The sequence below is a fragment of the Acidovorax sp. GW821-FHT10A04 genome, from assembly GCF_059415825.1.
This window is the reverse complement of record NZ_JBWKNZ010000003.1, coordinates 448,818-475,501: the sequence shown is the minus strand read 5'-3', so window position 1 is coordinate 475,501 and position 26,684 is coordinate 448,818. Positions and strand designations below refer to the sequence as shown.

The 26,684-nt window shown below is 70.4% G+C and carries 28 protein-coding genes; 20 read left to right on the top strand and 8 right to left on the bottom strand.

Going from position 1 to position 26,684, the window contains the following annotated elements:
- Positions 1-175 precede the first annotated feature (175 nt).
- Both AC07PF_RS09865 and AC07PF_RS09860 read right to left on the bottom strand, forming a co-directional pair.
- On the bottom strand, positions 176-1,285 hold the full coding sequence (locus AC07PF_RS09865; RefSeq protein ID WP_494611718.1) for an anhydro-N-acetylmuramic acid kinase: 1,110 nt from the start codon (positions 1,283-1,285) through the stop codon (positions 176-178).
- A gap of 13 nt (positions 1,286-1,298) precedes the next feature.
- Positions 1,299-2,657 (bottom strand): peptidoglycan DD-metalloendopeptidase family protein, encoded by a 1,359-nt coding sequence (locus tag AC07PF_RS09860; protein ID WP_494611717.1) that lies wholly within the window; start codon positions 2,655-2,657, stop codon positions 1,299-1,301.
- Positions 2,658-2,858: 201 nt separating this feature from the next.
- Here AC07PF_RS09860 and tyrS point away from each other — a divergent pair, with 201 nt between their 5' ends.
- The gene (tyrS, locus tag AC07PF_RS09855) at positions 2,859-4,091 is read left to right on the top strand and encodes a tyrosine--tRNA ligase (protein ID WP_007856962.1); all 1,233 of its coding nucleotides are present in this window, start codon (positions 2,859-2,861) and stop codon (positions 4,089-4,091) included.
- A gap of 55 nt (positions 4,092-4,146) precedes the next feature.
- Here tyrS and AC07PF_RS09850 read toward each other — a convergent pair whose 3' ends face one another.
- Positions 4,147-5,043, bottom strand: coding sequence for a LysR substrate-binding domain-containing protein (locus AC07PF_RS09850; RefSeq protein ID WP_007856963.1), 897 nt, complete (start codon positions 5,041-5,043; stop codon positions 4,147-4,149).
- Between the two features lie 158 nt (positions 5,044-5,201).
- On the opposite strand from AC07PF_RS09850, the gene AC07PF_RS09845 reads away from it, so the two are divergent.
- From AC07PF_RS09845 to AC07PF_RS09820, 6 genes are read left to right on the top strand one after another with little or no spacing between them, the layout of a single operon-like run.
- Positions 5,202-6,278, top strand: coding sequence for a porin (locus tag AC07PF_RS09845; protein WP_494611716.1), 1,077 nt, complete (start codon positions 5,202-5,204; stop codon positions 6,276-6,278).
- Positions 6,279-6,301: 23 nt separating this feature from the next.
- Positions 6,302-7,270, top strand: coding sequence for a Bug family tripartite tricarboxylate transporter substrate binding protein (locus AC07PF_RS09840; protein WP_494611715.1), 969 nt, complete (start codon positions 6,302-6,304; stop codon positions 7,268-7,270).
- 20 nt (positions 7,271-7,290) lie between these two features.
- Positions 7,291-8,109: an aldolase/citrate lyase family protein gene (locus tag AC07PF_RS09835; protein ID WP_145695904.1), complete on the top strand. Its 819-nt coding sequence runs from the start codon at positions 7,291-7,293 to the stop codon at positions 8,107-8,109.
- A 6-nt stretch (positions 8,110-8,115) separates the two neighbouring features.
- Positions 8,116-9,000 (top strand): amidohydrolase family protein, encoded by an 885-nt coding sequence (locus AC07PF_RS09830; RefSeq protein WP_007856967.1) that lies wholly within the window; start codon positions 8,116-8,118, stop codon positions 8,998-9,000.
- Positions 8,997-10,118 carry a hypothetical protein gene (locus AC07PF_RS09825; protein WP_494611714.1) on the top strand — a complete coding sequence of 374 codons (1,122 nt, stop codon included), beginning with the start codon at positions 8,997-8,999 and terminating at the stop codon, positions 10,116-10,118. Before AC07PF_RS09830 ends, AC07PF_RS09825 begins: the two co-directional genes overlap by 4 nt.
- Positions 10,119-10,133: 15 nt before the next feature.
- Positions 10,134-11,282, top strand: coding sequence for a DUF5624 domain-containing protein (locus tag AC07PF_RS09820; RefSeq protein WP_494611713.1), 1,149 nt, complete (start codon positions 10,134-10,136; stop codon positions 11,280-11,282).
- A 95-nt stretch (positions 11,283-11,377) separates the two neighbouring features.
- Here AC07PF_RS09820 and AC07PF_RS09815 read toward each other — a convergent pair whose 3' ends face one another.
- Entirely contained in the window at positions 11,378-12,373 is a 996-nt protein-coding gene (locus AC07PF_RS09815; protein ID WP_007856970.1) for a LysR substrate-binding domain-containing protein, read from the bottom strand.
- 130 nt (positions 12,374-12,503) lie between these two features.
- Here AC07PF_RS09815 and AC07PF_RS09810 point away from each other — a divergent pair, with 130 nt between their 5' ends.
- Positions 12,504-13,037: a DUF2917 domain-containing protein gene (locus AC07PF_RS09810; protein WP_494605407.1), complete on the top strand. Its 534-nt coding sequence runs from the start codon at positions 12,504-12,506 to the stop codon at positions 13,035-13,037.
- Between the two features lie 139 nt (positions 13,038-13,176).
- Positions 13,177-13,569 carry a DUF2917 domain-containing protein gene (locus AC07PF_RS09805; RefSeq protein ID WP_007856974.1) on the top strand — a complete coding sequence of 131 codons (393 nt, stop codon included), beginning with the start codon at positions 13,177-13,179 and terminating at the stop codon, positions 13,567-13,569.
- A 96-nt stretch (positions 13,570-13,665) separates the two neighbouring features.
- On the opposite strand, the gene AC07PF_RS09800 is transcribed toward AC07PF_RS09805, so the two are convergent.
- Entirely contained in the window at positions 13,666-14,064 is a 399-nt protein-coding gene (locus AC07PF_RS09800) for a BLUF domain-containing protein (RefSeq protein ID WP_007856976.1), read from the bottom strand.
- 171 nt (positions 14,065-14,235) lie between these two features.
- Between AC07PF_RS09800 and AC07PF_RS09795 the strand changes: the two genes are divergently transcribed.
- The 7 genes from AC07PF_RS09795 (at position 14,236) to cobJ (ending at position 20,905) form a co-directional block, all read left to right on the top strand.
- A complete protein-coding gene (locus AC07PF_RS09795; RefSeq protein WP_007856977.1) occupies positions 14,236-14,994 on the top strand; it encodes a Crp/Fnr family transcriptional regulator in 759 nt (252 codons plus the stop codon).
- A gap of 117 nt (positions 14,995-15,111) precedes the next feature.
- A complete protein-coding gene (gene glmU / locus AC07PF_RS09790; protein ID WP_494611712.1) occupies positions 15,112-16,536 on the top strand; it encodes a bifunctional UDP-N-acetylglucosamine diphosphorylase/glucosamine-1-phosphate N-acetyltransferase GlmU in 1,425 nt (474 codons plus the stop codon).
- A gap of 21 nt (positions 16,537-16,557) precedes the next feature.
- A complete protein-coding gene (locus tag AC07PF_RS09785; protein WP_494611711.1) occupies positions 16,558-17,340 on the top strand; it encodes a sensor histidine kinase in 783 nt (260 codons plus the stop codon).
- A gap of 92 nt (positions 17,341-17,432) precedes the next feature.
- Entirely contained in the window at positions 17,433-18,695 is a 1,263-nt protein-coding gene (locus tag AC07PF_RS09780) for a ferredoxin-like domain-containing protein (RefSeq protein WP_494611710.1), read from the top strand.
- Positions 18,695-19,324 (top strand): precorrin-8X methylmutase, encoded by a 630-nt coding sequence (locus AC07PF_RS09775; protein WP_494611709.1) that lies wholly within the window; start codon positions 18,695-18,697, stop codon positions 19,322-19,324. The genes AC07PF_RS09780 and AC07PF_RS09775 overlap by 1 nt, the downstream gene beginning before the upstream one ends.
- Positions 19,314-20,084 (top strand): precorrin-2 C(20)-methyltransferase, encoded by a 771-nt coding sequence (cobI, locus tag AC07PF_RS09770; protein WP_494611708.1) that lies wholly within the window; start codon positions 19,314-19,316, stop codon positions 20,082-20,084. The genes AC07PF_RS09775 and cobI overlap by 11 nt, the downstream gene beginning before the upstream one ends.
- The gene (gene cobJ / locus AC07PF_RS09765) at positions 20,081-20,905 is read left to right on the top strand and encodes a precorrin-3B C(17)-methyltransferase (RefSeq protein ID WP_007852789.1); all 825 of its coding nucleotides are present in this window, start codon (positions 20,081-20,083) and stop codon (positions 20,903-20,905) included. The genes cobI and cobJ overlap by 4 nt, the downstream gene beginning before the upstream one ends.
- Here the strand turns inward: cobJ and AC07PF_RS09760 are convergent.
- A complete protein-coding gene (locus AC07PF_RS09760) occupies positions 20,857-21,633 on the bottom strand; it encodes a cobalt-precorrin-6A reductase (RefSeq protein ID WP_494611707.1) in 777 nt (258 codons plus the stop codon). The genes cobJ and AC07PF_RS09760 overlap by 49 nt on opposite strands.
- On the opposite strand from AC07PF_RS09760, the gene cbiE reads away from it, so the two are divergent.
- Genes cbiE through cobF form a run of 4 tightly spaced genes read left to right on the top strand, consistent with a single transcriptional unit; the run spans position 21,632 to position 24,982 of the window.
- On the top strand, positions 21,632-22,825 hold the full coding sequence (cbiE, locus tag AC07PF_RS09755; protein ID WP_494611706.1) for a precorrin-6y C5,15-methyltransferase (decarboxylating) subunit CbiE: 1,194 nt from the start codon (positions 21,632-21,634) through the stop codon (positions 22,823-22,825). The genes AC07PF_RS09760 and cbiE overlap by 2 nt on opposite strands.
- On the top strand, positions 22,825-23,310 hold the full coding sequence (locus tag AC07PF_RS09750) for a cobalamin biosynthesis protein (protein ID WP_494611705.1): 486 nt from the start codon (positions 22,825-22,827) through the stop codon (positions 23,308-23,310). The genes cbiE and AC07PF_RS09750 overlap by 1 nt, the downstream gene beginning before the upstream one ends.
- Positions 23,307-24,140 (top strand): precorrin-4 C(11)-methyltransferase, encoded by an 834-nt coding sequence (cobM, locus tag AC07PF_RS09745; RefSeq protein ID WP_494611704.1) that lies wholly within the window; start codon positions 23,307-23,309, stop codon positions 24,138-24,140. Before AC07PF_RS09750 ends, cobM begins: the two co-directional genes overlap by 4 nt.
- On the top strand, positions 24,137-24,982 hold the full coding sequence (gene cobF, locus AC07PF_RS09740; RefSeq protein WP_494611703.1) for a precorrin-6A synthase (deacetylating): 846 nt from the start codon (positions 24,137-24,139) through the stop codon (positions 24,980-24,982). Before cobM ends, cobF begins: the two co-directional genes overlap by 4 nt.
- Here cobF and AC07PF_RS09735 read toward each other — a convergent pair.
- Positions 24,971-26,047: a diguanylate cyclase gene (locus AC07PF_RS09735; protein ID WP_494611702.1), complete on the bottom strand. Its 1,077-nt coding sequence runs from the start codon at positions 26,045-26,047 to the stop codon at positions 24,971-24,973. The two genes, cobF and AC07PF_RS09735, sit on opposite strands and share 12 nt — an antisense overlap.
- A gap of 136 nt (positions 26,048-26,183) precedes the next feature.
- Positions 26,184-26,681: an Lrp/AsnC family transcriptional regulator gene (locus AC07PF_RS09730; RefSeq protein WP_494605432.1), complete on the bottom strand. Its 498-nt coding sequence runs from the start codon at positions 26,679-26,681 to the stop codon at positions 26,184-26,186.
- Positions 26,682-26,684 lie beyond the last annotated feature (3 nt).

Genomic DNA, 26,684 nt, shown 5'->3' with positions numbered 1-26,684 from the left:
AGCGCCGCAACGCCGCAGACCGCCCGGCAAGGCACTTGCCCGAAGGGTTGAGGCGAAATCGGGCGATTGAATGCCTCGGCTGCTTGCATGGGCATGGGCCCATGCAGCGCACCCGAAGCATCCACTCATCCCGATTGCGCCCCAACACGACCCCGAAAAGATCGTAAACAGGCTCTTATGCCGGGTAGAGGGCGCCCAGGATGCGCCCGCCGGCAGCGCCCGTCACGCTGGCCAGGTTGCCCGGCTGGCTGCTGATGGCCTGGCGCGCCAGCCAGGCAAAGGCGGCCGCCTCGACCTGCAAGGCGGGCAGGCCCAGGGCGTCGGTGGCGAGTACCTGCAGGGCAGGGCAGGCGGCCTGCAGCCGGGCCATGAGGTGGGCATTGAGCGCACCACCGCCGCAGACCGCCAGGGTCTTGGCGCCCGCAGCATGGCGGCTGGCATCGTCGGCGCAGGCCAGCGCCGTGAACTCCGTGAGCGTGGCCTGCACGTCCTGGGGCGCTGCGCCCAGGAAGGATTCCAGGCGGCTGGCGAGCCAGGCGGGGTTGAACAGGTCGCGCCCCGTGCTCTTGGGCGGTGGCTTGTGCAGAAAGGGCTCCTGGCGCAGCAGGGCCAGCAGTTCGGGCAGCACCTGGCCGCTGGCGGCCCAGGCACCGCTGGCGTCGAACGCCTGGCCGGTGTGCCCCTGGCACCAGTGATCCATCAGGGCATTGCCGGGACCGCAGTCGAAGCCCAGCACCTGGCCGTCGGCGCCGAGCACGCTGAGGTTGGAGATGCCGCCGATGTTGAGCACCAGCATGGTTTCGCCCTCGCGGCCGAACACGCCGCGGTGGAAGGCCGGCACCAGCGGCGCACCCTGGCCGCCGGCCGCCAGGTCGCGGCTGCGGAAATCCGCCACCACGGCGATGCCCGTGCGCTCGGCCAGCAGGGCGGGGCTGTTCAGTTGCAGGGTGTAGCCCGTGCCATCGAACTCCTGCGGGCGGTGGCGCACGGTCTGGCCGTGGGCGCCGATGGCGCGAATGGCCTGGGGTGCCAGCCCGCTGCGTTCCAGCAGGGTCTGCACTACCCCGGCATAGGCGCGGGCCAGGGCATTGCCCGCCAGGGCGGCGCGGTGCAGCTCATCGCTGCCAGGGGTGTTGAGGGCCAGAAGTTCTGCGCGCAGTCCGGGCGCGAAAGGCGTGCTGGCATGGTGGGTCACCACCATGCGGTCATCCGCGAAATCCGCCAGCACCCCATCGATCCCGTCGAGGGAGGTGCCGGACATCAGGCCGATGTACAGCTCGGACATGGCCGAGGGATGCTTATTCAGCGCTGGCTTGCTCGATGGAGACCGCAGCCGACAGCTGGATGCGCATGGCCGATGCCACGCGGTCGAAGGCTGGGCGACCGGCCTTCGACACCGGTGCCGCGGCTTCGCTCGCAGCCACGATGGTCTGTGGATCCTGGTGCTGGCCGTTTACGCGGAATTCGAAGTGCAGGTGCGGGCCGGTGGCCCAGCCCGTGGAACCCACGGCGCCCAGGGTCTGGCCCTGTTCCACCGACTGGCCCTGGCGCACATCGATGCGGCTCAGGTGGGCGTACACGGTGACGTGCTGGTTGCGGTGCTTGACGAAGACCACGTTGCCAAAGCCGTTCTGCACGCCGGAGAACTCCACCACGCCGTCGCCCACGGTGCGCACGGGCGTGCCCGTGGGGGCTGCGAAATCGGTGCCCAGGTGGGCGCGCCAGGTCTTCAGGATGGGGTGCATGCGCATCTTGAAGCCGCTGGTCACGCGCGAGAACTCCACGGGGGAGGTCAGGTAGGCGCGGCGCATGCTTTCGCCGTCCAGCGTGTAGTAGGCGCCCTTGGAAGCGTTGGCTTCCTGGAACCAGATCGCCTGGTGGGTCTTGTTGTTGTTGACGAACTCGGCGCTCAGCACGCGGCCGCTGCTCAGCGGCTCGCCATCGGCTTCGAGGGTTTCGTAGACCACCGAGAAGCGGTCACCCTTGCGCAGCGAGCGGCGGAAGTCGATATTGCCCGAGAACAGCTCGGCCATCTGCACGGCCACGGCATCGGGGATATTGGAGGCATCGGTCGCGGCGAACAGCGAGCTGTTGATCACGCCGCCGGCCAGGCGGCTGCTGGTCGTCAGTTTGGCGGTCTCGACGCGCGAGCCGAACTTCTCGCCGGTGCGCTCCACGATCAGGCGGCGGAAGTTGCCGCTGTCGTCAGGCACCCAGCGCGCGGTCAGGCGCACCAGGCGGTGGTCGTCGGTGGTCTCGGCCGACACGAAGCGGCCGGTGCGGCCCAGCATGTTCTGTCGGACAGTATTGTCACCACGCAGGAAGGCAGCGGCGGCCGGATCGGCCACGCCCATGCGCTGCAGCAGCGATTCGGGGGTGTCGCTGCTGCGCACCTGCTCGGAGCGGAACAGCGAGAAGCCGGGCGCATCGAGCTGGCCCAGCACCAGGTTCTCGGCCAGCGATTCCACCGGGTAATTCACCATGCGCACCGGCATGTCGGCTGGATCGGGGGCGAACGAGGCCACGGCAAACGCGCCGCCGCCGCCCGTGAGCAGCAGTGCTGCGATGGCGGCGGTGATGCGTTTCGGGTGTTGTTGGATGCTCTGGGACAGTCGGTCTAGCAAAGCCGCGCTGGCGGTGGTCAAGCCGTGAATCAAAGGTCTATCCCCAGTGTGAGAGTGGTCTCCTGGCACTTCCCCGGTGTGAATACGGGGCAAGGCAAGGCGCACAGACTGTCTGTTTGCAGCGATTCGACAGAGCCCAGGGCGGGTCGAAACAGCGGGCCCATTAGAATCCGCCTCTGCAATGTGGGCTGGAGTATAGCGGTGCGCGCTGTATAGACATCCCAAAAAACCCTTATGAATCAATCTGCTGTTACAACGAACCCGGTTTCCGATGGTGTAGGACGGGCGCTTGAAATCTCGCTGCGCGGCGTGCAGGAGCTGCTTCCCCAGGACGAATGGGTCAAGAAGCTGGCGCGCTCGGAGGCCACGGGCAAGCCCTTGCGCATCAAGCTGGGCCTGGACCCCACGGCCCCAGACATCCACATCGGCCACACCGTGGTGCTCAACAAGATGCGGCAATTGCAAGATCTGGGCCACCAGGTGATCTTCCTGATCGGGGACTTCACCAGCCTGATCGGTGACCCCTCGGGCCGCAACAGCACGCGCCCGCCGCTCACGCCCGAACAGATCAAGGCCAATGCCGAGACCTACTACCGCCAGGCCAGCCTGGTGCTGGACCCGGCCCGCACCGAGATCCGCTACAACAGCGAGTGGAGCGAGCCCCTGGGTGCCAGCGGCATGATCCAGCTGGCCGCCAGGTACACGGTGGCGCGCATGATGGAGCGCGACGACTTCCACAAGCGCTTCACCACCGGCCAGTCCATTGCGGTGCACGAGTTCCTGTACCCGCTGATGCAGGGCTACGACTCCGTGGCCTTGAAGAGCGACCTGGAACTCGGTGGCACGGACCAGAAGTTCAACCTGCTCATGGGCCGCCACCTGCAGCAGGAATACGGCCAGGAGCCACAGTGTGTGCTCACCATGCCGCTGCTGGTGGGCCTGGACGGCGTGGACAAGATGTCCAAGTCCAAGAACAACTACATCGGCATCTCCGAAGAGCCCAACACCATGTTCGCCAAGGTGCTGTCGATCTCGGACACGCTGATGTGGGACTGGTTCACGCTGCTGTCCTTCCAGTCGCTGGAGCAGATCGCCGCCCTCAAGGCCGAGGTGGCGGGCGGGCGCAACCCCAAGGACGCCAAGGTCATGCTGGCCAAGGAGATCACCACGCGCTTTCACAGCGCGGCCGCGGCCGAGGCGGCAGAGCAGGACTTCCACAACCGCAGCAAGGGCGGCGTGCCTGACGAGATCCCGGATGTCAGCCTGTCCGGCGCCCCACTCGGTATCGGCGCGTTGCTCAAGGGCGCCAATCTGGCCCCGTCCAGCAGCGAAGCCGGCCGCCTGATCGATGGCGGCGGCGTGCGTGTGGATGGCAGCGTGGTCAGCGACAAGGGCCTCAAGCTCGAAGCGGGCACTTACGTGGTGCAGGTCGGCAAGCGCAAGTTCGCACGCGTGACCCTGGGCTGAACGTTCCTGCCTTGTCCTGCCAACGCCCTGCCGGCCCGCGCTGTCGGGGCGTTTTTCATGGTGCGCTGGCCACGGTGCGCAGCGTGGCCAGCATGGCCAGGGTGTGCGGGTCGGTTTCTGCCGTGCGGTAGGCCAGGTACAGGGTCGACGCGGCGTCCGGTTCCAGGATCGGTTTGTAGACCACCCCTTCAAGGCCGATGCAGCGCGTGTCCTGCGGCACGATGGCGATGCCCAGGCCAGCAGCGACCAGGCCGATCATGAAAGCCGGTTCGCGCGCTTCGCGCACCACCCGGGGGCGAAAGCCGGCCTGGGCGCACAGCTGCATCACCGGCCAGTACAGGCCGATGCCGGCATCGCGCGGGTAGGTGATCAGTGCCTCGCGCTGGAGGTCGGCCATGCGCACCGCCTCCTGGCGGGCGAGTGCATGCCCCTCGGGAACCGCGGCCACCAGCGGCGCCCGGTACCACTGCTCCAGATGCACGCCCTCGGGCGGCCGCATGTCGGGCTTGCGCAGGATGCCCACGTCCAGCACGCGCTCGTACAGCGCGCCCAGTTGCGCCACGGAGGCCATCTCCTGCAGGTCGATCTCCACGTGCGCATGGCCCTGGCCAAAGCCGCGCAGCGCGCGCGGCAGGCGCTCGGTGAACATGGCCGAGGCCGTGACCCCGAGCGCGATGCGCCCGAAGATGCCGGCCGATGCACTGCGCGCCGCCTCCGTGGCCTCCTGGGCGGCCGCCAGGATGGCACGGGCGCGCACCAAAAACTCCTTGCCTGCCTGGGTCAGGAACACGCGCCGCGTGTCGCGCACGAAGAGCTCGGCGCCGATCTCCTCTTCCAGCGCGCGGATCTGCGTGCTCAGCGGCGGCTGGGCGATGTGCAGCCGAAGGGCCGCGCGGGTGAAGTTGAGCTCTTCGGCCACGGCCACGAAGTAGCGCAGATGGCGCATTTCCATATGGGGGCTCCTATGGGTCAGGGTTGTCAGGGGTTATTTATACTTTTTTGGTACTGATTTTGATCCAAAAACAGTATTTCCAGATATTGATGAGGGTCCCTAGCATCTGTCCTGTCGTCGCCCAAAGCGGTGCGGCCATGCAAAAACAGGAGACAAGCTTGAACCCCCATCCGCCATCCGCCCGGCCTGCCCGTGCGTTCCCCACCAATCCCTCGCGCGCCATCTGGGTGCTGGCCGCCGGTCTGGCCGCATGCACCTTCGGCACCGCCCATGCCCAGAGCGGTGTCACCATCTTCGGCACGCTGGACCTCAACATCACCCATGCCAAGGCCGGTGGCGCCTCGGCCACCACCATGTCCTCGGGTGGCAATCTGGTGCCCAGCCGGCTGGGCTTTCGGGGCACCGAGGACCTGGGGGGCGGCCTGGCCGCGAGCTTCTGGCTCGAAGCCCAGTTGCTGCCCGACTCCGGCGCACTCGAGGGCTCGGCCCTGTTCCACCGCCGCTCCACCGTGAGCCTGTCCAGCGCCTCCTGGGGCGAGGTGCGCCTGGGGCGCGACTATGCGCCCACATTCTGGAACGTCTCACAGTTCGCACCCTTCGGCACGGTGGGCGTCGGCGGCTCGGCCAACCTCATCGAAGGCTGGCCTTTCGGGACCGGCGGGGCCCGCACCTTTGTGCGCTCGGCCAACTCGCTGGGCTACCTGCTGCCGCGCAACCTGGGCGGCGTCTATGGCCAGGCCATGGTGGCTGCGGCCGAAGGGGCCGATGGCGCGCGCTATACCGGTGCCCGGTTGGGCTACGCCGCCGGCCCGGTGGACGTGGCGGTCGCCTACGGCGAGACTCCGGCCAAGGGGCAGACCAGCAAGGTGGCCAACATCGGCGGCGCGTACAACTTCGGCGTGGCCAAACTCATGGGCTACTGGCTGGACCAGCGCGCCACGGGCAGCAAGCATTCCAACTGGTTGCTGGGCGCCACCGTGCCGGTGGGTGAGGTCGGCACCGTGCGCGTGTCGGTGGCAGAGGCCAAGGCGCGCGGTGCTGCGGTGGTGGGCGACGGTGCGCGCCAGATGGCCGTGGGCTATGTGCATGCGCTGAGCAAGCGCACGGCGCTGTATGGGGCGTACTCGCGCATCACCAACCGGGGCAATGCCGCGTTTGCGACCGGCGAGTCCCCCGAAGGCGCTCCGGGCGTGAATGCCTCGGGCCTGCAGTTCGGCATCTCGCACAACTTCTGACCGTGGTATCGGAGTTTCAAACCATGCACAAGCGCAACCTCCTCCTGGGCGCCCTCGCCGTTACCGTCCTGGCCTGCACGGCCCGCGCCCAGTCCACCCCGGGCTGGCCCAACGGGCCGGTGCGCCTGGTCACGCCCACGCCGGTGGGCGTGGGCGCCGATGCCTTTGCCCGGCTCTATGCCGACCGCCTGTCCAAGCTGCTCTCGGCCCCCGTGGTGGTCGAGAACCGGCCCGGGGCATCGAGCACGCTGGCCACCGATGCGGTGGCCAAGTCCCCGGCCAATGGCCAGGTCTTCCTGTTCTCCACCAGCCTGCCCATCACCACGGTGCCGCACCTGATGGCCAAGCTGCCCTACCACCCCGAAAAGGACCTGGTTCCCGTGGCGGCGCTGTTTCGCGGCGGCTCCTTCATCGTGGCCAGCCAGTCGTTTGCCGGCAAGTCGCTCAAGGACCTGGTGTCCATCGCCAAGGCCAAGCCCGGCAGCATCAACTACGCCACCTACGGGCCCGCGAGCACGGCCAACCTGGGCATGGAACTGCTGCAGGACGCAGCGGGCATCGACATGGTGCAGATCGCCTACAAGCAAAGCGCCATGCCCGACCTGATGGGGGGACAGCTCGATGTGGGCTGGGAACCGGCCTCCTCGGCGCTGCCCAACATCCGCTCGGGCAAGTTGCGTGCGCTGGCCTATACCGGTGACAAGCGCAGCCCCACGCTGCCCGATGTGCCCACCTTGTCCGAGCTGTACCCCGGCCTGGAGCTGTTCACCACCATCGCTGTCTGGGCACCCGCCGGCACACCGGCGCCGGTGCTGGAGCGCATGCGCAAGGCGCTCGAAGCCGCGTCCAAGGACCCGCAGGTCGCCAGCGCCCTGCAGGAGACGGGCAACGAGGTACTCAGCATCACACCCGCCCAGATGCAGGCCAACCTGGCGCGCGAGTCGCAGTCCATGGAGCGCCTGATCAAGGCCAAGAAGATCGCCATCAACTGACCCACCGAAGCCACGCATCCATGTCCGACCCACTTCCATCCTCCTTGTCGCCCGCCTCCGGGGCCCCCTGGCTGATCGACCGGCTCACGCGGGGCCAGCCGGTGGCCGCCTTCGGTGTGCGCGGTGCCCGCACGCCCGAGATCGCCCGCCTGGCCAAGGCCAGCGGCCATGAGGTCATCTGGGTGGACCTGGAGCACAGCACCATGGCCATCGACGTGGCCGGGCAGATCTGCGCCTGCGCGCTGGACATCGGCCTCATGCCGCTGGTGCGCGTGCCCGAGCGCGAGTACGGCGTGATCGGGCGCCTGCTCGATGCGGGCGCCCTGGGGATCATCGCGCCCCGGGTCGAGACTGCCGCGCAGGCGGCCGACATCGTGGCCGCCTGCCGCTTTCCGCCGCAGGGCCACCGCTCGGCCATCGGCACGCTGCCCCTGGTGCAGTACCGCCGCATGGCGCCCGAGGCCCTGTACCGCGCGGCCGACCAGGCCACGCTGGTCAAGGTGCTGGTCGAAAGCCCGCTGGGCATCCGCAACCTGGCCGAGATCGCGGCCGTGCCCGGGGTGGACCTGGTGGCCATTGGCACCAACGACCTGAGCGCAGAGCTGGGCGTGCCCGGCGACTTCCGCCACCCCACGGTGCGTGCCGCGCATGAATCGGCGCTGGCCGCCTGCCAGGCGGCGGGCAAGCCCCTGGCCATTGGCGGCATCGGCGACGCCGCCTACAGCGCCGAGCTGGTGCGCCTGGGTGCGGCGCCGCTGCTCATGACGGCCATCGATACCGACCTTCTCCTGGCTGCCGCGCAAGCCCGCGTGGCGCAGGCCCTTGCAACCCTGACCTGAACTCCCATGGCTTCCGAGATCCTTGTTCCCACCCCCACGCGCAGCGCAGACACCCTGTCGCGCCCCGCTTTCCCCATGCCGGCCGGCGCCTGCGACAGCCATGTGCATGTCTTCGGCCCGGTGGACCGCTACCCCCATGTGGCCCAGCCGCACTACACCCTGCCCGACGGCCCGGCACCGCTGCTCGACCGCATGACCCGCGGCCTGGGCCTGGATCGCTTTGCCATCGTGCAGCCGAGCTTCTACGGCACCGACAACTCCTGCATGCTCGACGCCCTGGATGAACTGGGCGGGCGGGCGCGCGGCGTGGCCATGGTCGAGGATGGGGTGGACGACGCCACGCTCGATGCCATGCACCGGCGCGGTGTGCGCGCGCTGCGGCTGGACCTGTTCCTGCGCGCGCAGTGGCCCATTGCGCGCATCGTCGACTACATCCAGCGCAGCGCCGAGCGCATCCGCCCCTGGGGCTGGCACCTGCAGTTCTACACGCCTGGCACCGTGGTGCGCGACCTGGTCCCGGCGATGCCCGATATCGCCTCGGACTTCGTGATCGACCACATGGGCTACATGCTGGAAAGCGATGGCCTGACGCGCACCGACTTCGACCGCCTGATTGCCGCCGTGGCCGGCGGCCGGGGCTGGATGAAACTCTCGGGCCCTTACCGCATCGCCAAGGACGGCAACTACGCACGCCTGCTGCCCTATGCCCAGGCCATTGCCGAAGCGCTGCCGGAGCGCACCATCTGGGGCAGCGACTGGCCGCACATTCCCAACGGCCAGATGGACACCGGCGCCCTGCTGAACCTGCTGGGCGAGTGGGTGCCCGATGCGTCCCGCCGCAACCGCATCCTCTGCGACAACCCGGCACGCCTGTACGATTTCCAGCCATGACGATGCACCCTCCGTCTGCCACCATGGCGCTGCGCGAAATCCAGCGCCTGCCCACCAGCGCCGCACGCGCCGTCGAGCCCTTCGCCATCGATGGCGTGCAGTACCTGGCCATCGCCCAACTGTCCGTGGACATCCCGGGCACTGCGCCCGGCATGGGTGCGGGCGACAGCGATGTCGAGACCATCGTCTACCGCTGGGACGGCGCCGCCTTCACCGAGTTCCAGCGCCTGCCCGTGCCCGGCGGCGAGGACGCCGAGTTCTTCACGCTGGACGGCCGCCACTTTCTGGCCACGGCCAGCCTGCGCAGCGGCCGCGGGCCCTACGACATGTCGCCGCCTTCGGTGGTCTACGAATTCGTGCAGGGGCGCTTCACGCCCTTCCAGCGGATCGCGGGCACGGCGGCCAAGCAATGGCATTTCTTCAGTGTGCAGGGCCGCTCGTTCCTGGCACTGGCCCAGGGCGCGGCCGGCCATGGGGTGGCGGTGGACGCATCGGCGCAGTCGTGCATCTTCGAATGGAATGGTGAAACCTTCGTGCCGTTCCAGGCCGTCGAGTCCGCCTGGGGCTACAACTGGCTCGCGTTCGAGGTGCAGGGCCGTACGCTGCTGGCCTATGCCGACCATGTCGCGCCCTCGCGCCTGCTGGTGTGGAACGGCACGGCGTTCGAGACCCTGCAGGTGCTCGACGGCACCAGCGGCCGCGCCTTCTGCCACTTCCATGCGTCGGGCACCGACTGGCTGGTGTTCGCCAACCTGCTGGGCGAGACCTGGCTGCTGCGCTGGGATGGCGCACAGTTCTCCGCCCACCAGCGCCTGAGCGGCCCGGGCGGGCGCGAATTCGCCTGGCTGCCTGCCGGCGAAGGGGCGGGGGGCCACCTGGTGCAGGTCAACTTCATCCACGGCTCGCGCGAGGCGCCCATCCCCGAGCTGCAATCGGTCATCTACCGCTGGCACGGCGATGGGCTGGAGGCGGTGCATGCCTTCGGCACCTCGGGCGGCACCGATGCGGCCGCCTTCACGGTGGGCGGCGTACCCTGCCTGGCCGTCGCCAACAGCCTGAGCGGGTCGCTGCATTTCCGCACCGACAGCCGTATCTACCAAATCCTGGCGGGTTCGTAGCCCGCGACACACACCATGTACCAACCCCAAGCCGATTTCGCGGGCCTGTTCCATGCCTTCACCGGCGGGCCGGGCGCCATCGGGCCCGAGCTCACGGCCCTGATGCTGGAGCAGCAGGCCGGCAACCCGCTGCTGGTGTCCACCGCCTCGGACATCGCACTGTTCCCGGGCCGGGGCGCCGCGCCGCGCATGGAAAGCTTTCGCAAGTCCACGCGTGGCTTCATCGAGCTCACGGCCATCTCGCACCTGCCCCTGGCCATCGCCTATGTGGCGCGCCGGCGCGAGCTCGCGCCCGATGACGTCGCCGGCTGGCGCACCCCGCTGCAGGGCCTGCTGCCGCACATCGCGCGCGTGCGCGGCGCCAATGTCGCCGAGATGTGGCGCCAGCACGTGAACCTGCCGGCCTTTGCGGGCCAGGAGGCGAAGATCGCCGCCCTGGTGGCCTACACGCTCGATGCCACCGAGGCTTATGTCGAGCGTGCGCTGGTGGATGCGTCACTGCTCGACTTCGACGCCCTGGCGGCGCAGTACTTCGACCCGCCAGCCGGCGTGCTGCCGGTGTCCATGAACGCCATCATGTTCGCCACCTTCGGCCTGGCCTATGTGGACATCGCCTTTCGCATCGGCGCCTGGCTGCATGGCAGCGGCATCGACTGGGCGCGCGCCATGGTGCTGGTCAGCGGCCAGTCGGGCCGGCCCACGGCGGGGGTGACCTGGTCGTCCAACAGCATGTGCAACCTGGTCTGGCGCGTGAGCGATGGCCGGATGCCGGCCGACCGCCTGTACGTCGCACCGCATGCGCCCGGCTTCTCTGTCGACCAATTCCAGGACCAGGCCGCGCTGGCCGGCCTGGAGCAGACCTACCGCCGGCTGTGGATGCACACGCGCACCAGCGTGGAGGTGTCGCGCCAGATGTTCGCGCACCACCCGGCCTATGTGTTCTCGCCCGATGCGCAGCGCGACATGCCGCCCATCCACGGCCTCGATGACCAGGCCGCCTGCGTGGCGCGCCTGCGCCGCATCATGGAAGACCCGCAGCAACTGCTGGTGAACTGCGTGGCCGACTACGTGGTGGACGAGCTGCAGCGCAATGGCAACCGGCCCGGCGAGGTGCCGATCCCGGGCTTCACCAACGTCGATTACGAGGGGCTCGTTCGAAGCTAACGATTTCCGGCATGCCTTGCCCTGCCTGCCGCCCTGCCTGGTGATGGCGGCCGGCGGGGCAGGGCGCGCCGGAGACTGGCAAGCTGTTGGCGGTCTCAGTCGAAGTCGTCGACGGTATCCGGGTCGGGCACATCGCCCACGGCCTCGCGCGTGGCCTTGGCCTGGATCTCCAGCCAGGCGCAGAAGGCCTTGATCTCCGGGCGGTGGGCGCTGCGCGGCCCCACCAGCAGCCAGTAGGCCAGCGGCGAATCCAGCCGGTGGTTGGGCAGCAGCTCCACCAGGTCGCCCGCGGCCAGTGCGTCGGCAATCAGCGGCATGCGGGCCAGCGCCAGGCCCTGGCCGCTCAGGGCCGCCTGCACGATCTGGTGTGCGTAGTTGAAATACAGCCAGCGCTGCGGCTGCAGCTTGGGGTGGCCCTGGTTCTCGAACCAGCGCTGCCAGCTCAGGTATTCCAGGTGCGTGCTGCGGTGGGCGTCGCCGGCCTCGATCAGCGTGAACTGGGCCACATCGGCGGGGGTGCGCACGGGTGGGCTGCTCTTGATGAGCCAGGGGCTGGCCACGATGGCCAACTGCTCGCCGCACAGGCGCACCGCGCCGGGCGGGGTGGTGGAGGGCAGGCTGTAGCGCAGCGCCAGGTCCACGTCCGAGGTTTCCAGGTCCACCGGCACGTCGGTGGCGTCGATGCGGATGTCGATGCCCGGGTTGTCGCGCTGGAACTCTTCCATGCGCGGTATCAGCCACATCGATGCAAAGCTGGCCCAGGTGCTGATGGCCACGCTCTTGCGCCCTGCCGTCTGGCGCACCAGGCGCACCGAGGCGTCCATGCGTTCGAGCGCTGGCGCCACCGAGCGCTGCAGCTGGGCACCGGCGCTGGTCAGCTCCACCGCACGCGTGTGGCGCAGGAACAGGGGCACGCCCACCTCGTCCTCCAGGGACTGGATCTGGCGGCTCACGGCCGACTGGGTCAGGGCCAGCTCATCGGCGGCGGCACGGAAGTTCAGGTGCCGGGCCACGGCCAGGAAGGCCCGCCAGTGGCCAACGGCCACGGGGCGGGTGCGCGAGAGGGCAGGGGTGGGGTCGGCGTTCTGCATGCTCTGATTTGAAAATTTATTCATGCGCTGTAAGCATCAATAGCGTACCGCGTTTTCATTGGACCGAAGGCCGCTACGAGCAGATCATCCAGGCTCTACAACGTTTTTTTCAAACACCAAGGAGCCCACCATGCTGTCCCGTACCGTTCTGGAATCGCAACAATCCGCCATCGCTTCCGCGGCCGGCCGCGTGTTGGCCGGAAGCTGGAAGCTGGACGCGGGCCGTGCCATCACGCTGAACCCGCGTGAGCGCAGTGTGCTTGAAATCTCGCAGGGCCGGGTATGGCTTTCGGTGGGTGCCAGGCCCGGCCAGCCCGAGCAGGCCACCGAGGACGTCGTGCTGCTCCAGGGGCAGACCCTGGTCATCGAACCGGGCCAGCAGGTGGTGATGGAGTCCTGGTTCCTGCGTGGCGGGGCGCCCAGTGCGGTGGCCTTCTGCTGGGACATTGCACCCGTCGCCTCCCTGGAGGCCGATCCGGCGCTGGACTGGGAGCTGGGCGTGGCGCAGCCGCTGCGCGACCTGGTCTGCGCGCTCGGCCAGGGCGGTCGTGCCGTGGTCGCCGCGGTGGCCAAGACCCTGGGCGCCAGCGGTCGACTGGCCGCCGGCCTGGCCCGGTTTGCTCTGCATCGGATAGCACCCCAGCGAGTGCGCATGCACGCTTGAGCGCGATTTGGCCGTCACCGGTATCCGGCCGTTTTTGGATTGATGCCGAACTTGAATCAATCAGGCCCTTGCAATTCATTGGACGCGCATCAAGCACAAGCGCACCATAGAGGCCTACAGGGTTTACCAGGAGAAAGCCATGACTGCATCGAATGTTCTGCAATTGCAACCATCCAGCGCCTTCCGCCGCGTTGCGGCCAAGGACATCTGCACGCTCAAGCCCGGCGAGGCCGCCAGCCTCAAGCCGCGCAAGGCCATGGCACTGCGCGTCGCCGAAGGCCAGGCCTGGGTGACCCTGGACGACGGCCCGCACGGCTCCAGCAGCGAATCCGCCGGCGACGTCTTCCTGCAGGCTGGCCAGACCCTGTGGGTCGCAGCGGGCCAGCATGCGGTGGTGGAGACGCTGGGCAACCAGCGCCTGCAGTACCGCTGGACGGGCCTGGCCGAGCGCTCGGCACCGGCCTGGTGGAAGCGCGCCGCGCTGGGTGTGACCTCGGTGCCCTCGGTGGACGGAACGCCCTGCTGCGCCTGATGTGCGACCACGCGGTGGCCGGCGCTGGCTGGCTCCGCATGGCGCTCCCCAACGAGACGGCCGCCTGGACCATTCCGGCGGCCGTTGTCTTTGGCGCTAGCGATGCAGCTCAGCGCGCAGCACCTCGAAGGCAGCCATCGCGGCCTCGCCATCGAGCTGTTCGAGCCGCACGAGCACCTCGGTGTCGTCCACCGACGTGAAGGCCAGGCTGAACCCGCGAAATCGCCGCTCGGCGAGCAGGCCATGGTGCAGCACCTCCACCCCCGTGTGGCGCGGGTCGTTGCGGATGCGCTCGGTGAGCTTGAGCACTTGCTTCTGCGTGCCCTCCAGTTGTTGGCAAAAGCGCATGCCATCGAAGACCAGCAGGCCGGTGATGCCCAGGCTGGCGTTCTTCACGCGGGCATGGCCGGCGATCTCGGCGACGACACTGGCGGGCTGGTCGGGTGCCAGGGTACTCACGTACAAGGCTTCATACAGGCTGTGGGCAGGGGTCATAGGTGCGGCGCAATGTAGGACGGCGCTGACAGCGGCGCAATGTCAAAAGACATAGCAGGACTGCGTGCACGAAAAAGGCCGTGGCGATCCATGGCGCGGGTCCAACACCGCAAAAAAATGCCCACCGGTGGGTGCCTCGGACGGTGGCCGGCTCCCTAGAATGGCGCCACGATGAACGCCACCCTGCCGCCCCAAGCGTGCCCGCCGCGCTGCCATGAATGCCGACTGCGCAGGACCGGTGCCTTCACGCCCGTGGAGCCCCAGGTGCTGGACTTCATCGAGGGCTTTCGCTCCGCCACCCAACCGGTGCCGGCCGGCGGCGCCCTGGTGCACGAGGGCCAGGTCAACTCCCGCCTGTTCACGCTCTACTCGGGCTGGGCGTTTCGCTACAAGACACTGAGCGACGGGCGGCGCCAGATCCTGAACTTCCTGTTGCCGGGGGACCTGGTGGGCCTGCAGCAGGAGTTCGGCGACCTGTCGGCGCATGGCGTCGAGGCGCTCACGGACTGCACGCTGTGCGTCTTCCAGAACGACAGCCTGTGGGCCGTGTTTGCCGAGCATCCGCGGTTGGGCTACGACGTCACCTGGCTGGCGGCCCACGAGGAGGGCCACGTGGACGATCACCTGTTGACCGCCGGGCGGCGCAACGCCACCGAGCGCGTGGCCATGCTGCTCATGCACCTGTACCGCCGGCTCGACCGCCTGGGCCTGGTGGATGCCGATGGCAGCGTGGCCTTCCCGCTCAACCAGCAGCACATCGCCGATGCCCTGGGCCTGTCGCTGGTGCACACCAACAAGACCCTGCGCCGCCTGGCGCTGCTGGGCCTGCACGATCTAAGGAACGGCCGGCTGCGGCTGCTCAATACCCGCGCGCTCGAACGCATTGCCGAGTACTACGACACGCCGCCGCGCCTGCTGCCGCTGCTGTAGGCAGGCGCCTGGCCAGCGGCGTGGCCGCTGCGCAGCCGATAATCGCCGTTCCGTGCCCGTGCGCCACCTGGCGTGCCGTCCTGCACACTGGCCTGGGCACCCCCATTTCGCATTTCCATGACGCAACTCGACATCCTCATCATGGCGGCCGGCAAGGGCACGCGCATGAAAAGCCGCCTCCCCAAGGTGCTCCAACGCCTGGGCGGGCGCCCCCTGTTGCACCACGTGCTGGACCAGGCGGCCCATCTGCAGGCGCGCAGCGCCACGGTGATCACCGGCCATGGCGCGGCCGAGGTGGAGGCCGCCACGCGCGGCGCGCCCGCTGGCGGTGTGGAACTCGCTTTCGTGCGGCAGGAGCCGCAGCTGGGCACCGGCCATGCCGTGCAGCAGGCGGTGCCCCACCTGCGCGACGACGGCACGGTGGTGGTGCTCTCGGGCGATGTGCCGCTGACCCAGGCCGACACCTTGCGCGCGCTGGTGGCCGCCGGCGGCGGCGAAAAACTGGCACTGCTCACCGTCACCTTGCCTGACCCCACGGGCTATGGCCGCATCGTGCGCAACGGCTCCGACGCCGTGCAGGGCATCGTCGAGCACAAGGATGCGAGCGAGGCGCAGCGCGCCATCACCGAGGTCTACAGCGGCATCATGGCCGTGCCGGCCCGACTGCTGGCCCCCTGGCTGGCGCGCCTGACCAACGACAACGCCCAGGGCGAGTACTACCTGACCGACATCGTCGCCATGGCCGTGGCCGATGGCGTGCCCGTGGTGGCCCACCGCATCACCGATGCCCTGCAGGTGGCGGGCGTGAACAGCCCGCTGCAACTGGCCGAGCTCGAGCGCGCCCACCAGCAGCGCCAGGCCCGTGCGCTGCTGGAGCAGGGCGTGCGCCTGGCCGACCCGGCCCGCTTCGACCTGCGCGACGACGTGCGCACGGGCGTGCGCGGCGAGCTGGTGTGCGGGCAGGACGTGGAGATCGACGCCAACTGCCTCTTCACCGGCCGCGTGGAGCTGGGCGAGGGCGTGCAGATCGGTGCCAACTGCTGCATCGCCAACGCGCGCATCGCTGCCGGTGCGGTGGTGCACCCCTACACCCATATCGACGGCGAGAAGCTCGGTGCCAGCGTGGGCGAGGGCGCGCTGATCGGCCCGTTCGCGCGCCTGCGCCCCGGTGCGCAACTGGGCCGCGAAGTGCACATCGGCAACTTCGTGGAGGTGAAAAACTCCACCCTGGCCGATGGTGCCAAGGCCAACCACCTGGCCTACCTGGGCGACGCCACGGTGGGCGAGCGTGTGAACTACGGTGCCGGCGCCATCACCGCCAACTACGACGGCGCCAACAAGCACCGCACGGTGATCGAGGCGGACGTGCACATCGGCAGCAACTGTGTGCTGGTGGCGCCCGTCACCATCGGTGCCGGCGCCACAGTGGGCGGCGGGTCGACGATCACCAAGGACGTGCCGCCCGGCTCGCTGGGCGTGGCCCGTGGCAAGCAGGTGGCCATTGCCAATTGGCAGCGTCCCACGAAGCAGCCCAAGGCTTGAGCTGAGCAGGAGGCCTGCGCCATGAGCGACGACGACATCCCCCAGAGCGTGGAGGCCCTGCGCGCCGAGCTGGCGCGCAGCCGCCAGCAGCTGGCCGACATGGCCGCTGCGCAGGAGGAGTTCCTGCGCGCCGTCTCGCACGACCTGCGCGCGCCGCTGCGCCATGTGACCTCGTACGGCACGCTGGTGCGCGAGGTGCTGGGCGAGCTGCCGGCCGATGTGGTGCAGGCGCCCGAGCTGCAGGAGGCGCTGGGCTTCCTGGCCACCATGGACCAGTCGGCCCGGCGCATGGGGCTCATGATCGACGGCCTGCTGGCCATCACGCGGACCACGCGCGCGCCGCTGCGCTGCGAAACCGTGGCACTGGCCGATGCCGTGGCCCAGGCGCGCACCGACCTGGCCGCGGCCGAGGCCGGGCGCGAGGTGCAATGGCACCTGGCACCCGACCTGCCCGCGCTCGATGCCGACCCTGGCCTGTTGCGCGAGCTGCTGGTGCAGGTGCTGGGCAATGCACTCAAGTTCACACGCGGCCAGGCGGTGGCGCACATCCACATCGGCGCCGAGCCGCTGGCGGGCGGGCGCGTGGCCGTGACCGTGCGCGACAACGGCACGGGCTTCGACCCCGCGCGCGCGGGATCGCTGTTCGGCGTGTTCCAGCGCCTGCACCGCGAGACGGAATTCGAGGGCGTGGGCACCGGCCTGGCCTTGTGCCGGGTGATCGCGCAGCGCCATGGCGCGCAGATCACGGCCGCCGGTACGCCGGGCCAGGGCTGCGCGGTCCGCCTCGAGTGGCCGCAGCCCTGACCGACCGAGGCATGCCGAACCAGGGCCCTGGCGCCCGCCAACCCCTTCACACCCCGCAAGTCCAGGGCTGGTGCCCCGGTGCCTGGCAACCCATGGCCTCGGGCGATGGGCTGGTGGTGCGCGTGCGCCCGCCGCTGGGGCGGCTGACCCTGCACCAGGCATGGCGGCTGGCGCGCCTGGCCCGCACGCACGGGGCGGGCATTCTGGAACTGTCCAGCCGCGCCAATGTGCAGTTGCGCGGCGTGGACCCTGCGCGGCATGCCGCGGTGCTGCGGGCCCTGGCGGGCTGCGGGCTGCTGGATGTGGACGTGCAGCGCGAGCGCCTGCGCAATGTGGTGCTGGACCCCTTGCACCGGCCCGGCGATGGCGTGCAGGCGCTGGCAAAGGCGCTGCTGCAGGGGCTGGCCGAGGCCGATGGCCTGGATGCGCTGCCCGCCAAGTTCGGCTGGTCCATCGACGGCGGCCATTCGCATTGGCTGCAGGCGGTGCCTGCCGACATCCGCATGCACAGGGTTGCGGGAACGCACCCCCCGGCCTGGCAGGTACAGCCGGATGGCCTGCCCTGGGCGCTGGCGGCGGCGGGGCCTGCGCAGGCCGCCGCCGCGGGGCTGGCCCTGGCGCGGTGGTTTGCCGCGCATTGCCTGGCGCAGCGCACCGCGGGGCGGCGGCCCGGGCGCCTGGCGGCACATGCCGGCGAACTGGAGCGCCTGCGGGCCGCCGCCACGCCGGCGGCCCCCTGGCCCGCCGGGCGGCCGCCAGGGGTTCACTGGGTGCGCGCCACCCACGGCCACGGCACGGATTCCACGCGGCCCGGCCCGCAGCCCGGCTTCCTGCCCGGCATCGGCACGCTGGTGGGCGCCCCTTTGGGGCGCTTGCCGGCGCAGGCACTGGCCCGGCTGGTGTGGGCCTTGCGTGGCAGCGCTTGCGGCCTGCGCGTGACCCCCTGGCGCATGCTGCTGGTCGAATCCGGTGCCTCCGCGGTCAGGCCGCCCGGCTTTTGGCACACCGCCGGCCTGGACGTGACCGCAGACTGGGTGACCCAACCCGGCGATGCCCGCTTGCGTGTCTCGGCCTGCACGGGGGCTCCCGGGTGCCCGCAGGCCCAGGCCCCCACGCAGGCACTGGCGCTGGCGCTGGCCGCCCATGTGCCGCCCCAGGCCCACCTGCACGTGGCGGGCTGCGCCAAAGGCTGCGCGCGCCAGGCGCCCGCCACGGTGACCTTGCGCGCTGAGCCCACCACCGGCGAACCGGTTTTCGCGGTGGTGCGGCAGGGGCGCGCCGCGGACGAGGCGGTCGAGCACGTGGACCTGTCCGCACTGCAGGACAATCCCGGCCTGTTGTTTGAAAAGAATTGATGCTGCACCGCTACGAAACCGATGGCGCCGAGATCTACCGGCAGTCTTTCGCCACCATCCGCCGCGAGGCGTCCCTGGACCGATTCACCCCCACCGAGGAACGTGTCGTGGTGCGCATGGTGCATGCGGCCGGCATGGTCGAGCTGGCACCCCATGTGGCCTTCTCCCCCGGCATGGCCGAGGCGGCAGAGCAGGCACTGCGCCAGGGTGCCCCGGTGCTGTGCGATGTGCGCATGGTCAGCGAGGGCATCACCCGCAAGCGCCTGCCCGCCCACAACCGGGTGCTCTGCACCCTGCAGGATGAGCGCGTGGCGGCGCTGGCCCACGAAATGGGTACCACCCGCAGCGCCGCCGCGGTGGAGCTGTGGCGGCCTGATCTGGCGGGCGCCATCGTGGCCATCGGCAATGCACCCACGGCCCTGTTCCACCTGCTCAACCTGCTGCAGCAGCCCGGCTGCCCGCGCCCGGCGGCCATCATCGGCTGCCCGGTGGGTTTCGTCGGCGCGAGGGAGTCCAAGGAGGCACTGATGCAGGACCTGCCCGTGCCCGCGATGGTCGTGCGCGGCCGCCTGGGGGGCTCGGCCATGACCGTGGCCGCCATCAACGCCCTGGCCAGCCATGCCGAGTGAGGCCATGGCGGTGGCGCAGGCGGCGCCCGGCATCGTCTGCGTGGGCCTGGGCCCCGGCGACCCGGAGCTGATGTCGGTGAAGGCGCACCGCCTGGTGCGCAGCGCGCGCCACGTGGCCTTCTTCCGCAAGAAGGGGCGCCCGGGCAAGGCCCGCCAGGTGGTGGACGGCCTGCTGGCAGCGGAGGCCACCGAATACCCCATGGAGTACCCCGTGACCACCGAGCTGCCCGTGGACAGCCCGGAGTACGTGGCCCAGCTCGCGGCGTTCTACGACGATTGGTGCCCCCGCCTGGAAACCCTGGCGCGCACCGAGCAGGTGGTGGTGCTCTGCGAAGGCGATCCCTTCCTGTATGGCTCCTTCATGCACCTGTACACCCGGCTGCGCGAGCGCGCCGCCGTGCGCCTGGAGGTGGTGCCGGGCATTCCCGGCATGGTGGGCTGCTGGCACGCCACGGGCGAGCCCATCACCTGGGGTGACGACGTGCTCAGCGTGATGACCGGCACCTTGCCCGAGGATGAACTGGTGCGGCGCATGCAGACCGCCGATGCCCTGGTGGTGATGAAGGTCGGGCGCAACCTGCCGCGCATCCGCCGGGCGCTGCAGCGCACGGGACGGCTCGGTGCTGCCTGGCTGGTGCAGAACGGCACCACGGCCAGCCAGCAGGTGGCCAAACTGACCGAGGTGAGCGACGAGGCCTGCCCCTACTTCGCCATCGTGCTGGTGCATGGCCAGGGCCGCCGGCCGGAGGCCGCCTGGTGAGCCCGGGCCAGACCCCCGGCCGCCTGACCGTGGCGGGCCTGGGGCCCGGGGCCCTCGCGCAGGTCACGCCCGAAGTGGCCGCCGCCCTGCAGGCCGCGACCGACGTGGTGGGTTACCTGCCGTATGTGGAGCGGGCCCGTGCGCTGTGGCAGGCGCAGGGCCAGGCCCCGGCGGTGGCCTGGCATGCGTCGGACAACCGGGTGGAGCTGGACCGGGCGCGCCAGGCACTGGCGCTGGCGGCGCAGGCGCGGCAGGTGGTGGTGGTGTCGTCGGGCGACCCCGGGGTGTTTGCCATGGCCGCGGCCGTGTTCGAAGCCATCGAGCAGGCGCCGCCCGAACAGGCCACCGCCTGGCAGGCGCTGGACGTGCAGGTGCTGCCCGGCATCACTGCCATGCTGGCCGCCGCGGCGCGCGCCGGTGCGCCGCTGGGCCATGACTTTTGCTGCATCAACCTCTCGGACAACCTCAAGCCCTGGCCGGTGATCGCCCGGCGCGTGCAGCTGGCGGCCGAGGCCGACTTCGCCATGGCCTTCTACAACCCGCGCTCGCGCAGCCGGCCCGAGGGCTTCGTGCGCCTGCTGGCCTTGCTGCGCGCGCACTGCGAGCCCACGCGGCTCATGGTCTTTGCGCGCGCCGTGTCCACGCCCGACGAGGCGCTGCAGGTGTGCACGCTGGCCGAAGCCAGCCCCGACATGGCCGACATGCGCACCGTGGTGCTGGTGGGCAACAGCAGCACGCGGCTGGTGGGCCGCTGGGTCTACACCCCGCGCTTCTATGGGCTGGAAGGCACCTTGCCCGCCGCCTCGGGCAGCACGCCATGAGTGATCCAATGCAGCACGGTGCCCACCTCTTCGGTGCGCGGGCGCTGCGGCAGCGGGGCGCGCTGCACCATCACCACCGGCAGCCCCAGCGCGCGCGCCGCCAGCAGCTTGCCGCGCGTGGCCTCGCCCCCGGCGTTCTTGGCCACCAGCAAGGTGATGCCATGGGCCTGCAGCAATGCCTGGTCGTGCGCGGCGCTGAAAGGGCCGCGGCCCAGCACCACCGTGGTGTCGGCCAGCGGCAGGCTTCCCGGCTGCGGCGCATCCACCAGGCGCAGCAGGTAATGGTGTTGGTGCCGGCCGGCAAAGGCATCCAGTTGCTTGCGCCCTATGGCGAGAAACACCCGCGCGGGATCTTCGGGCAAGGCCTGGGCCGCCGCCGCCATGTCCGGCACGTCCAGCCAGCGGTCTCCGGCCTCGGCCTGCCAGGGTGCGCGTTCCAGCGCCAGCAGAGGCACGCCCGTGGCGTCGCAGGCCGCACAGGCGTTGCGGCTCATCTGCGCGGCAAAGGGGTGGGTGGCATCCACCACGTGGGTGATGCCCTGGCCGCGAATGAACTGCACCAGCCCGTGCACGCCGCCAAAGCCGCCGCAACGCGTGGGCAGGGGCTGTGCCACGGGGGCCTGCGTGGCACCCGCGTAGGAAAACACGGCAGGTATCCGTGCCTGGCGCAGGGCCTGCGCCAGCTGGCTGGCGCCGCTGGTGCCGCCCAGCAGGAGAACATGCGTCATGGCTGATCCGTGGTTGACATTGGTGGGCCTGAACGAGGACGGGCTGGACGGGCTGGCACCCGCCGCGCGCCGGGCGCTCGACCAGGCCCAGGTGATTTTCGGCGGCCCGCGCCACCTGGCGCTGGCACAGGCCGGTGGGCGCGGCCGCCCCTGGCCCGTGCCGTTCGACACTGCACCCGTGCTGGCGCTGCGTGGGCAGCGCGTGGTGGTGCTCGCCTCGGGCGACCCGTTCTGGTTCGGTGCGGGTGGCAGCCTCGCGGCGCACCTGGCCCCGCAGGAGTGGCGCTGCCACGCGCAGCCCTCGACATTCTCGCTGGTGGCGGCCCGCCTGGGCTGGCGGCTGGAGGCCACCGACTGCCTGGGCCTGCATGCTAGCCCGCTGCAGCAGTTGCTGCCGCGCCTGGCGCCGGGCGGGCAGTGCATCGTGCTGCTGCAGGGTGGTCCGGCCGTGGCCGAGCTGGCCGCATGGCTCACCCAGGAGGGCTGGGGTGCGAGCGCGCTGTGGGTGATGGAGTCCGTGGGCGGCCCGCGCGAGCGCTGCCGCGCGTTGCAGGCGTACGAGGCCTGCGCCGTGCTGGCCGCTGACCCGGCCAGGGCCCCGGTGGCGGTGGCCCTGCGGGCCGCAGGCGGACCCGCCTTGCCCCAGGTCCCCGGGCGTGGCGACGGCTGGTATGCGCACGACGGCCAGATCACCAAGGCCCCGGCCCGGGCGCTCACGCTGGCGGCCCTGGCGCCCCGGCGCGGTGAGCGGCTGTGGGACATCGGCGGGGGCTCGGGCTCGGTGGCCGTGGAGTGGTGCCTGGCCGGCGGCGTGGCCAGCAGCGTGGAGCAGCATGCGGTGCGGGCCGACAACATCCGCAGCAATGCGGCGCGCTTTGGCCTGCAGCCGGTGCTGCAGGTGGTGCATGGCCTGGCGCCCGATGCGCTGCAGGGTTTGGCGGTGCCCCAGGCGGTGTTCGTGGGCGGTGGCTTCGATGCGGGCCTGTTCGCTGCCTTGCAGGCGCTGATGCCCATCGGCTGCCGGCTGGTGGTCAACGCCGTGACCCTGGAGACCGAAGCCCTGCTGGTGCAATTGCATGCCGAGCATGGCGGCCAGTTGCTGCGGCTGGAGCTGTCCAGCGCCGAGCCACTGGGACGCATGCGCAGCTGGAAGGCTGCGCGCCCGCTGGTGCAGTGGAGCTGGCAGCGGTGATGGCCGGCCTTGCCGCCCCGCCGCACGCCTGCCTGGTGGTCGGCGTGGGCCTGCGCGCGCAGGCCACGCCTGCCGCCTTGCAGGCCCTGTGGCTGCAGGCGCAAGCCCTGCTGCCTGGGCCGGTGGACCGCTTTTGCGCCGTGGCCGTGCTGCAGGGCAAGGAGCAGCACCCGGCGCTGGCCGGCTGGCTGGGCCCTGCACCCGCGCCAGTGCTGGCGGTGCCGGTGGATGCCCTGCGCTGCCAGCCGGTGGCCACGCAGTCGCCGCGCCTGCAGGCCCGTTACGGCACCGGCAGCGTGGCCGAAGCGGCTGCGCTCGCTGCCGCCGGGCCGCAGGCGCAGCTGCTGCGGCCCCGCCTGGTGGCCGAGGATGGCAGTGCCACGCTGGCCGTGGCCTTGCGCCACCCGGCCCCTTTCGATTGTTGTATGGCAGTGGCAGGCGCAGCACGCCAGGCCGCCGCGCTGACCCAAGGAGCAACGGCATGACCGTGCATTTCATCGGCGCCGGCCCCGGCGCTGCCGACCTCATCACCGTGCGCGGGCGCGACCTCATGGGCCGTTGCCCGGTCTGCCTGTACGCCGGCTCGCTGATCCCGCGCGAGCTGCTCGCGCACTGCCCGCCGGGCGCGCACATCGTCAATACCGCGGCCATGGACCTCGATGCCATCATGGCCGAGATATCCGCCGCCCATGCGCGCGGTCAGGACGTGGCGCGCCTGCATTCGGGCGACCTGTCGGTCTGGTCCGCCATGGGCGAGCAACTGCGGCGCCTGCGCGCGGCGGGCATCGACTACACCGTGACTCCCGGCGTGCCCTCGTTCGCGGCGGCCGCGGCCACGCTGGGCGCAGAGCTCACGCTGCCCGGCCTGTGCCAGTCGGTGGTGCTGACACGCACTTCGGGCCGCGCCACCGCCATGCCCGAGGGCGAGAACCTGGCCGCCTTTGCCGCCACGGGGGCGCTGCTGGCGATCCACCTGTCCATCCACATGGCCGACAAGGTGCAGGCCGAGCTGCTGCCGCACTATGGCGCCGACTGCCCGGCGGCCATCGTCTGGCGTGCCAGTTGGCCCGACGAGGCCGTGGTGCGCACCACGGTGGGCACGCTGGCCCAGGCCGTGGCCGCCAGCATGGAGCGCACGGCGCTGATCCTGGTGGGGCGCAGCCTGCAGGCCGAGGCGTTTGCCGAAAGCCGGCTCTATGCGGCCGACTACGACCGCCGCTACCGGCCCCTGGGCACGGCACCGCGCTTCCCGGCACCGGACCTGCCCGAGGGCTCGGCGCTGGACACGGCACGGGACCAGTCCTTGAGCGCATGACCACGAACATGCGCCCGCCTGCCGGCCCTGGCCTGCCGCCGGTGGCCCTGGTGCTGATCGGCATCGGCACGGGCAACCCCGACCACCTCACCCGCCAGGCCATCACGGCCATGAATGCGGCCGACCTGATCCTGCTGCCGCACAAGGGCGAGGACAAAGCCGAACTCGCCGCACTGCGCCAGGCCTTGTGCGACGAGGTGCTGGTGGCGCCTGCCCCGCGCATCGCCGGTTTCGACATGCCGGTGCGTCGCAGCCAGGGCGACGACTACCTGGCCCAGGTCGACGAATGGCACGCCGCCATCGCCCGCTGCTGGCAGGACGCCATCACCCGTGCCGTCGACAGTCCCATGCCCGAGGTGCTGCGTGTCGCCCTGCTGGTCTGGGGCGACCCCGCCCTGTACGACAGCACGCTGCGCATCGCGGCGCGCATGCAGCCCGCGCCGGTGCGGGTGGAGGTGGTGGCTGGTATCACCTCGGTGCAGGCGCTGGCCGCCGCCCATGCCGTGCCCTTGAACGACATCGGCCAGCCCTTCGTAGTGACCACCGGCCGCCAGCTGCGCGAGCGAGGCTGGCCTGCGGGCGTGGACACGGCCGTGGTGATGCTGGACGGGCAGTGCAGCTTCAGGGCGCTGCCGCCCGAGGGCCTGCATATCTGGTGGGGCGCCTACCTGGGCATGCCCCAGCAACTGCTGGACAGCGGGCCCCTGGCCGAGGCCGGCCCGCGCATCGAACGCACCCGTGCCGCTGCGCGTCAAGAGCATGGCTGGATCATGGACATCTATCTGTTGCGGGGCTCGCCCCGGCTACCGGCCATCGAAAGCCCGCCGCTGTCAGCGGTCTGAGGTCGCCAGTTGCGGCGCCGTGGCGGATCCCGCATCGGCGGAACTGTCCGTGACGCGGTTGCGCCCGGCGTTCTTGGCCACGTAGAGCGCGGCATCGGCCGCGTCCATCCAGGCGCGCAGGCTGCCATGGCGCGGGTGCACGGCCGCCACACCGATGCTGGTGGTCATGCGCAGGGCCGGCATGTCGCGCAGGCGGACGGCCTCGGTCTGCGCGCGGATGCGCTCGGCCACGGCGACGGCCTCCTCCACGGCCATGCCGGTCAGCAAAATGGCGAACTCGTCTCCCCCGTAGCGGCCTGCGCAGTCGGTGGCGCGCACGTTGCCGCGCACCACATGGGCCACCGCGCGGATCACCTCGTCGCCCACGCTGTGGCCATGCTGGTCGTTGATCTGCTTGAAGCTGTCGATGTCCATCATCAGCATGCAGGCCGGCTCGCGGCTGGCATGGTGGCGCCGTAGCGCGGCCTCGGCCTGCTCCTGCCAGTGGCCGCGGCCGTACAGGCCGGTCAGCGTGTCCACGCGGCGCAATTCGTCGAGCAGCAGGTTCTGCTGCGACACCTTGCGGATTAGCCGGTAGCTGACCACGCTGACCGAGATGGTGTGCAGCGCCATCACCGGCAGGCAGGCCAGGATGATGGGCAGGGGGCTCTCGGGCGACCAGTGCACGCCAGTGAGCAGGGTTCCGGCCGCACCGCCCGCGAGCATGGCCGGGATGGACCGGGCCCACAGCCCGCGGATGCCGGTGGTGATCTTGTCCACCATGGTCAGCGTGCACAGCAGCACGCTGGGCAGCAGGCTGAAGTGCATCAGCGGCACCAGGGCCGCCGCCAGGGCCGAGTCGGTGAGCAGGTTGCGGATCTCGGCGCGGTAGGGGTCGGCGCTGCGCCGCGCGAGCTGGTAGGCCACATGAGGCCAGACGAAGCAGGGCAGCACCATGCCCAGCCAGGCGAGCAGAGATGCCTGGCGTTGCCACAGCACGACGGCCACCACCACGCCACCGAGCCCCATGCCGAGCACGCGCAGCGGGTACACGCGCCGGGGCATCTGTTGTTCGTAGGTGGCCATGGAGAAAAGGGTGCGCAGGCGAAGGGGCAGCGGGGAGGGGCGCGGTGAGCTTACCTTTACCCGGCGGTAGAGGCCAGCGGCAAATGGCATGCCCCGCCGCCCCGCCGGGTCGATGGCGGGGGGGCCGCGGATCGGCTCACGGCCCCTGCAGCGGGATGGCCGTGCCGAACTTGGCGCGCTTGGTGCTGAAGAAGGCCTTCACGTTGCGCACATTGGCATCGCCCGTGAACAGCTGCTGCGACAACGCCAGGTAGCCCGGCATGTCGCGCGTGTGCACCACCAGGATGAAGTCCGGCCCGGGCGACACGCGCCAGCACTGCTGCACGGCGGGGTGCTCCACCGCACGGGCCTCGAAGGCGTCGAGTGATTGCACATCCTGCCGGTCCAGAGACACCTCGACGATGCAGGCCAGGCCATGGCCTTGCACGGCGGCCAGGCGGTCGGGCTGCAGCAGGGCCACCTGCCGCTCGATCAGGCCCACCTCGTGCAGCCGCTTGACCCGGCGCAGGCAGGTGGGTGGCGAGACATGCACCTGCTCGGCCAGAGCCTGGTTGCTCTGGCCGGCGTCGGTCTGCAGCAGGTTCAGCAACTGCAGATCCACGTGGTCTAAGGTGATTGATTCCGAAATTTCCATATT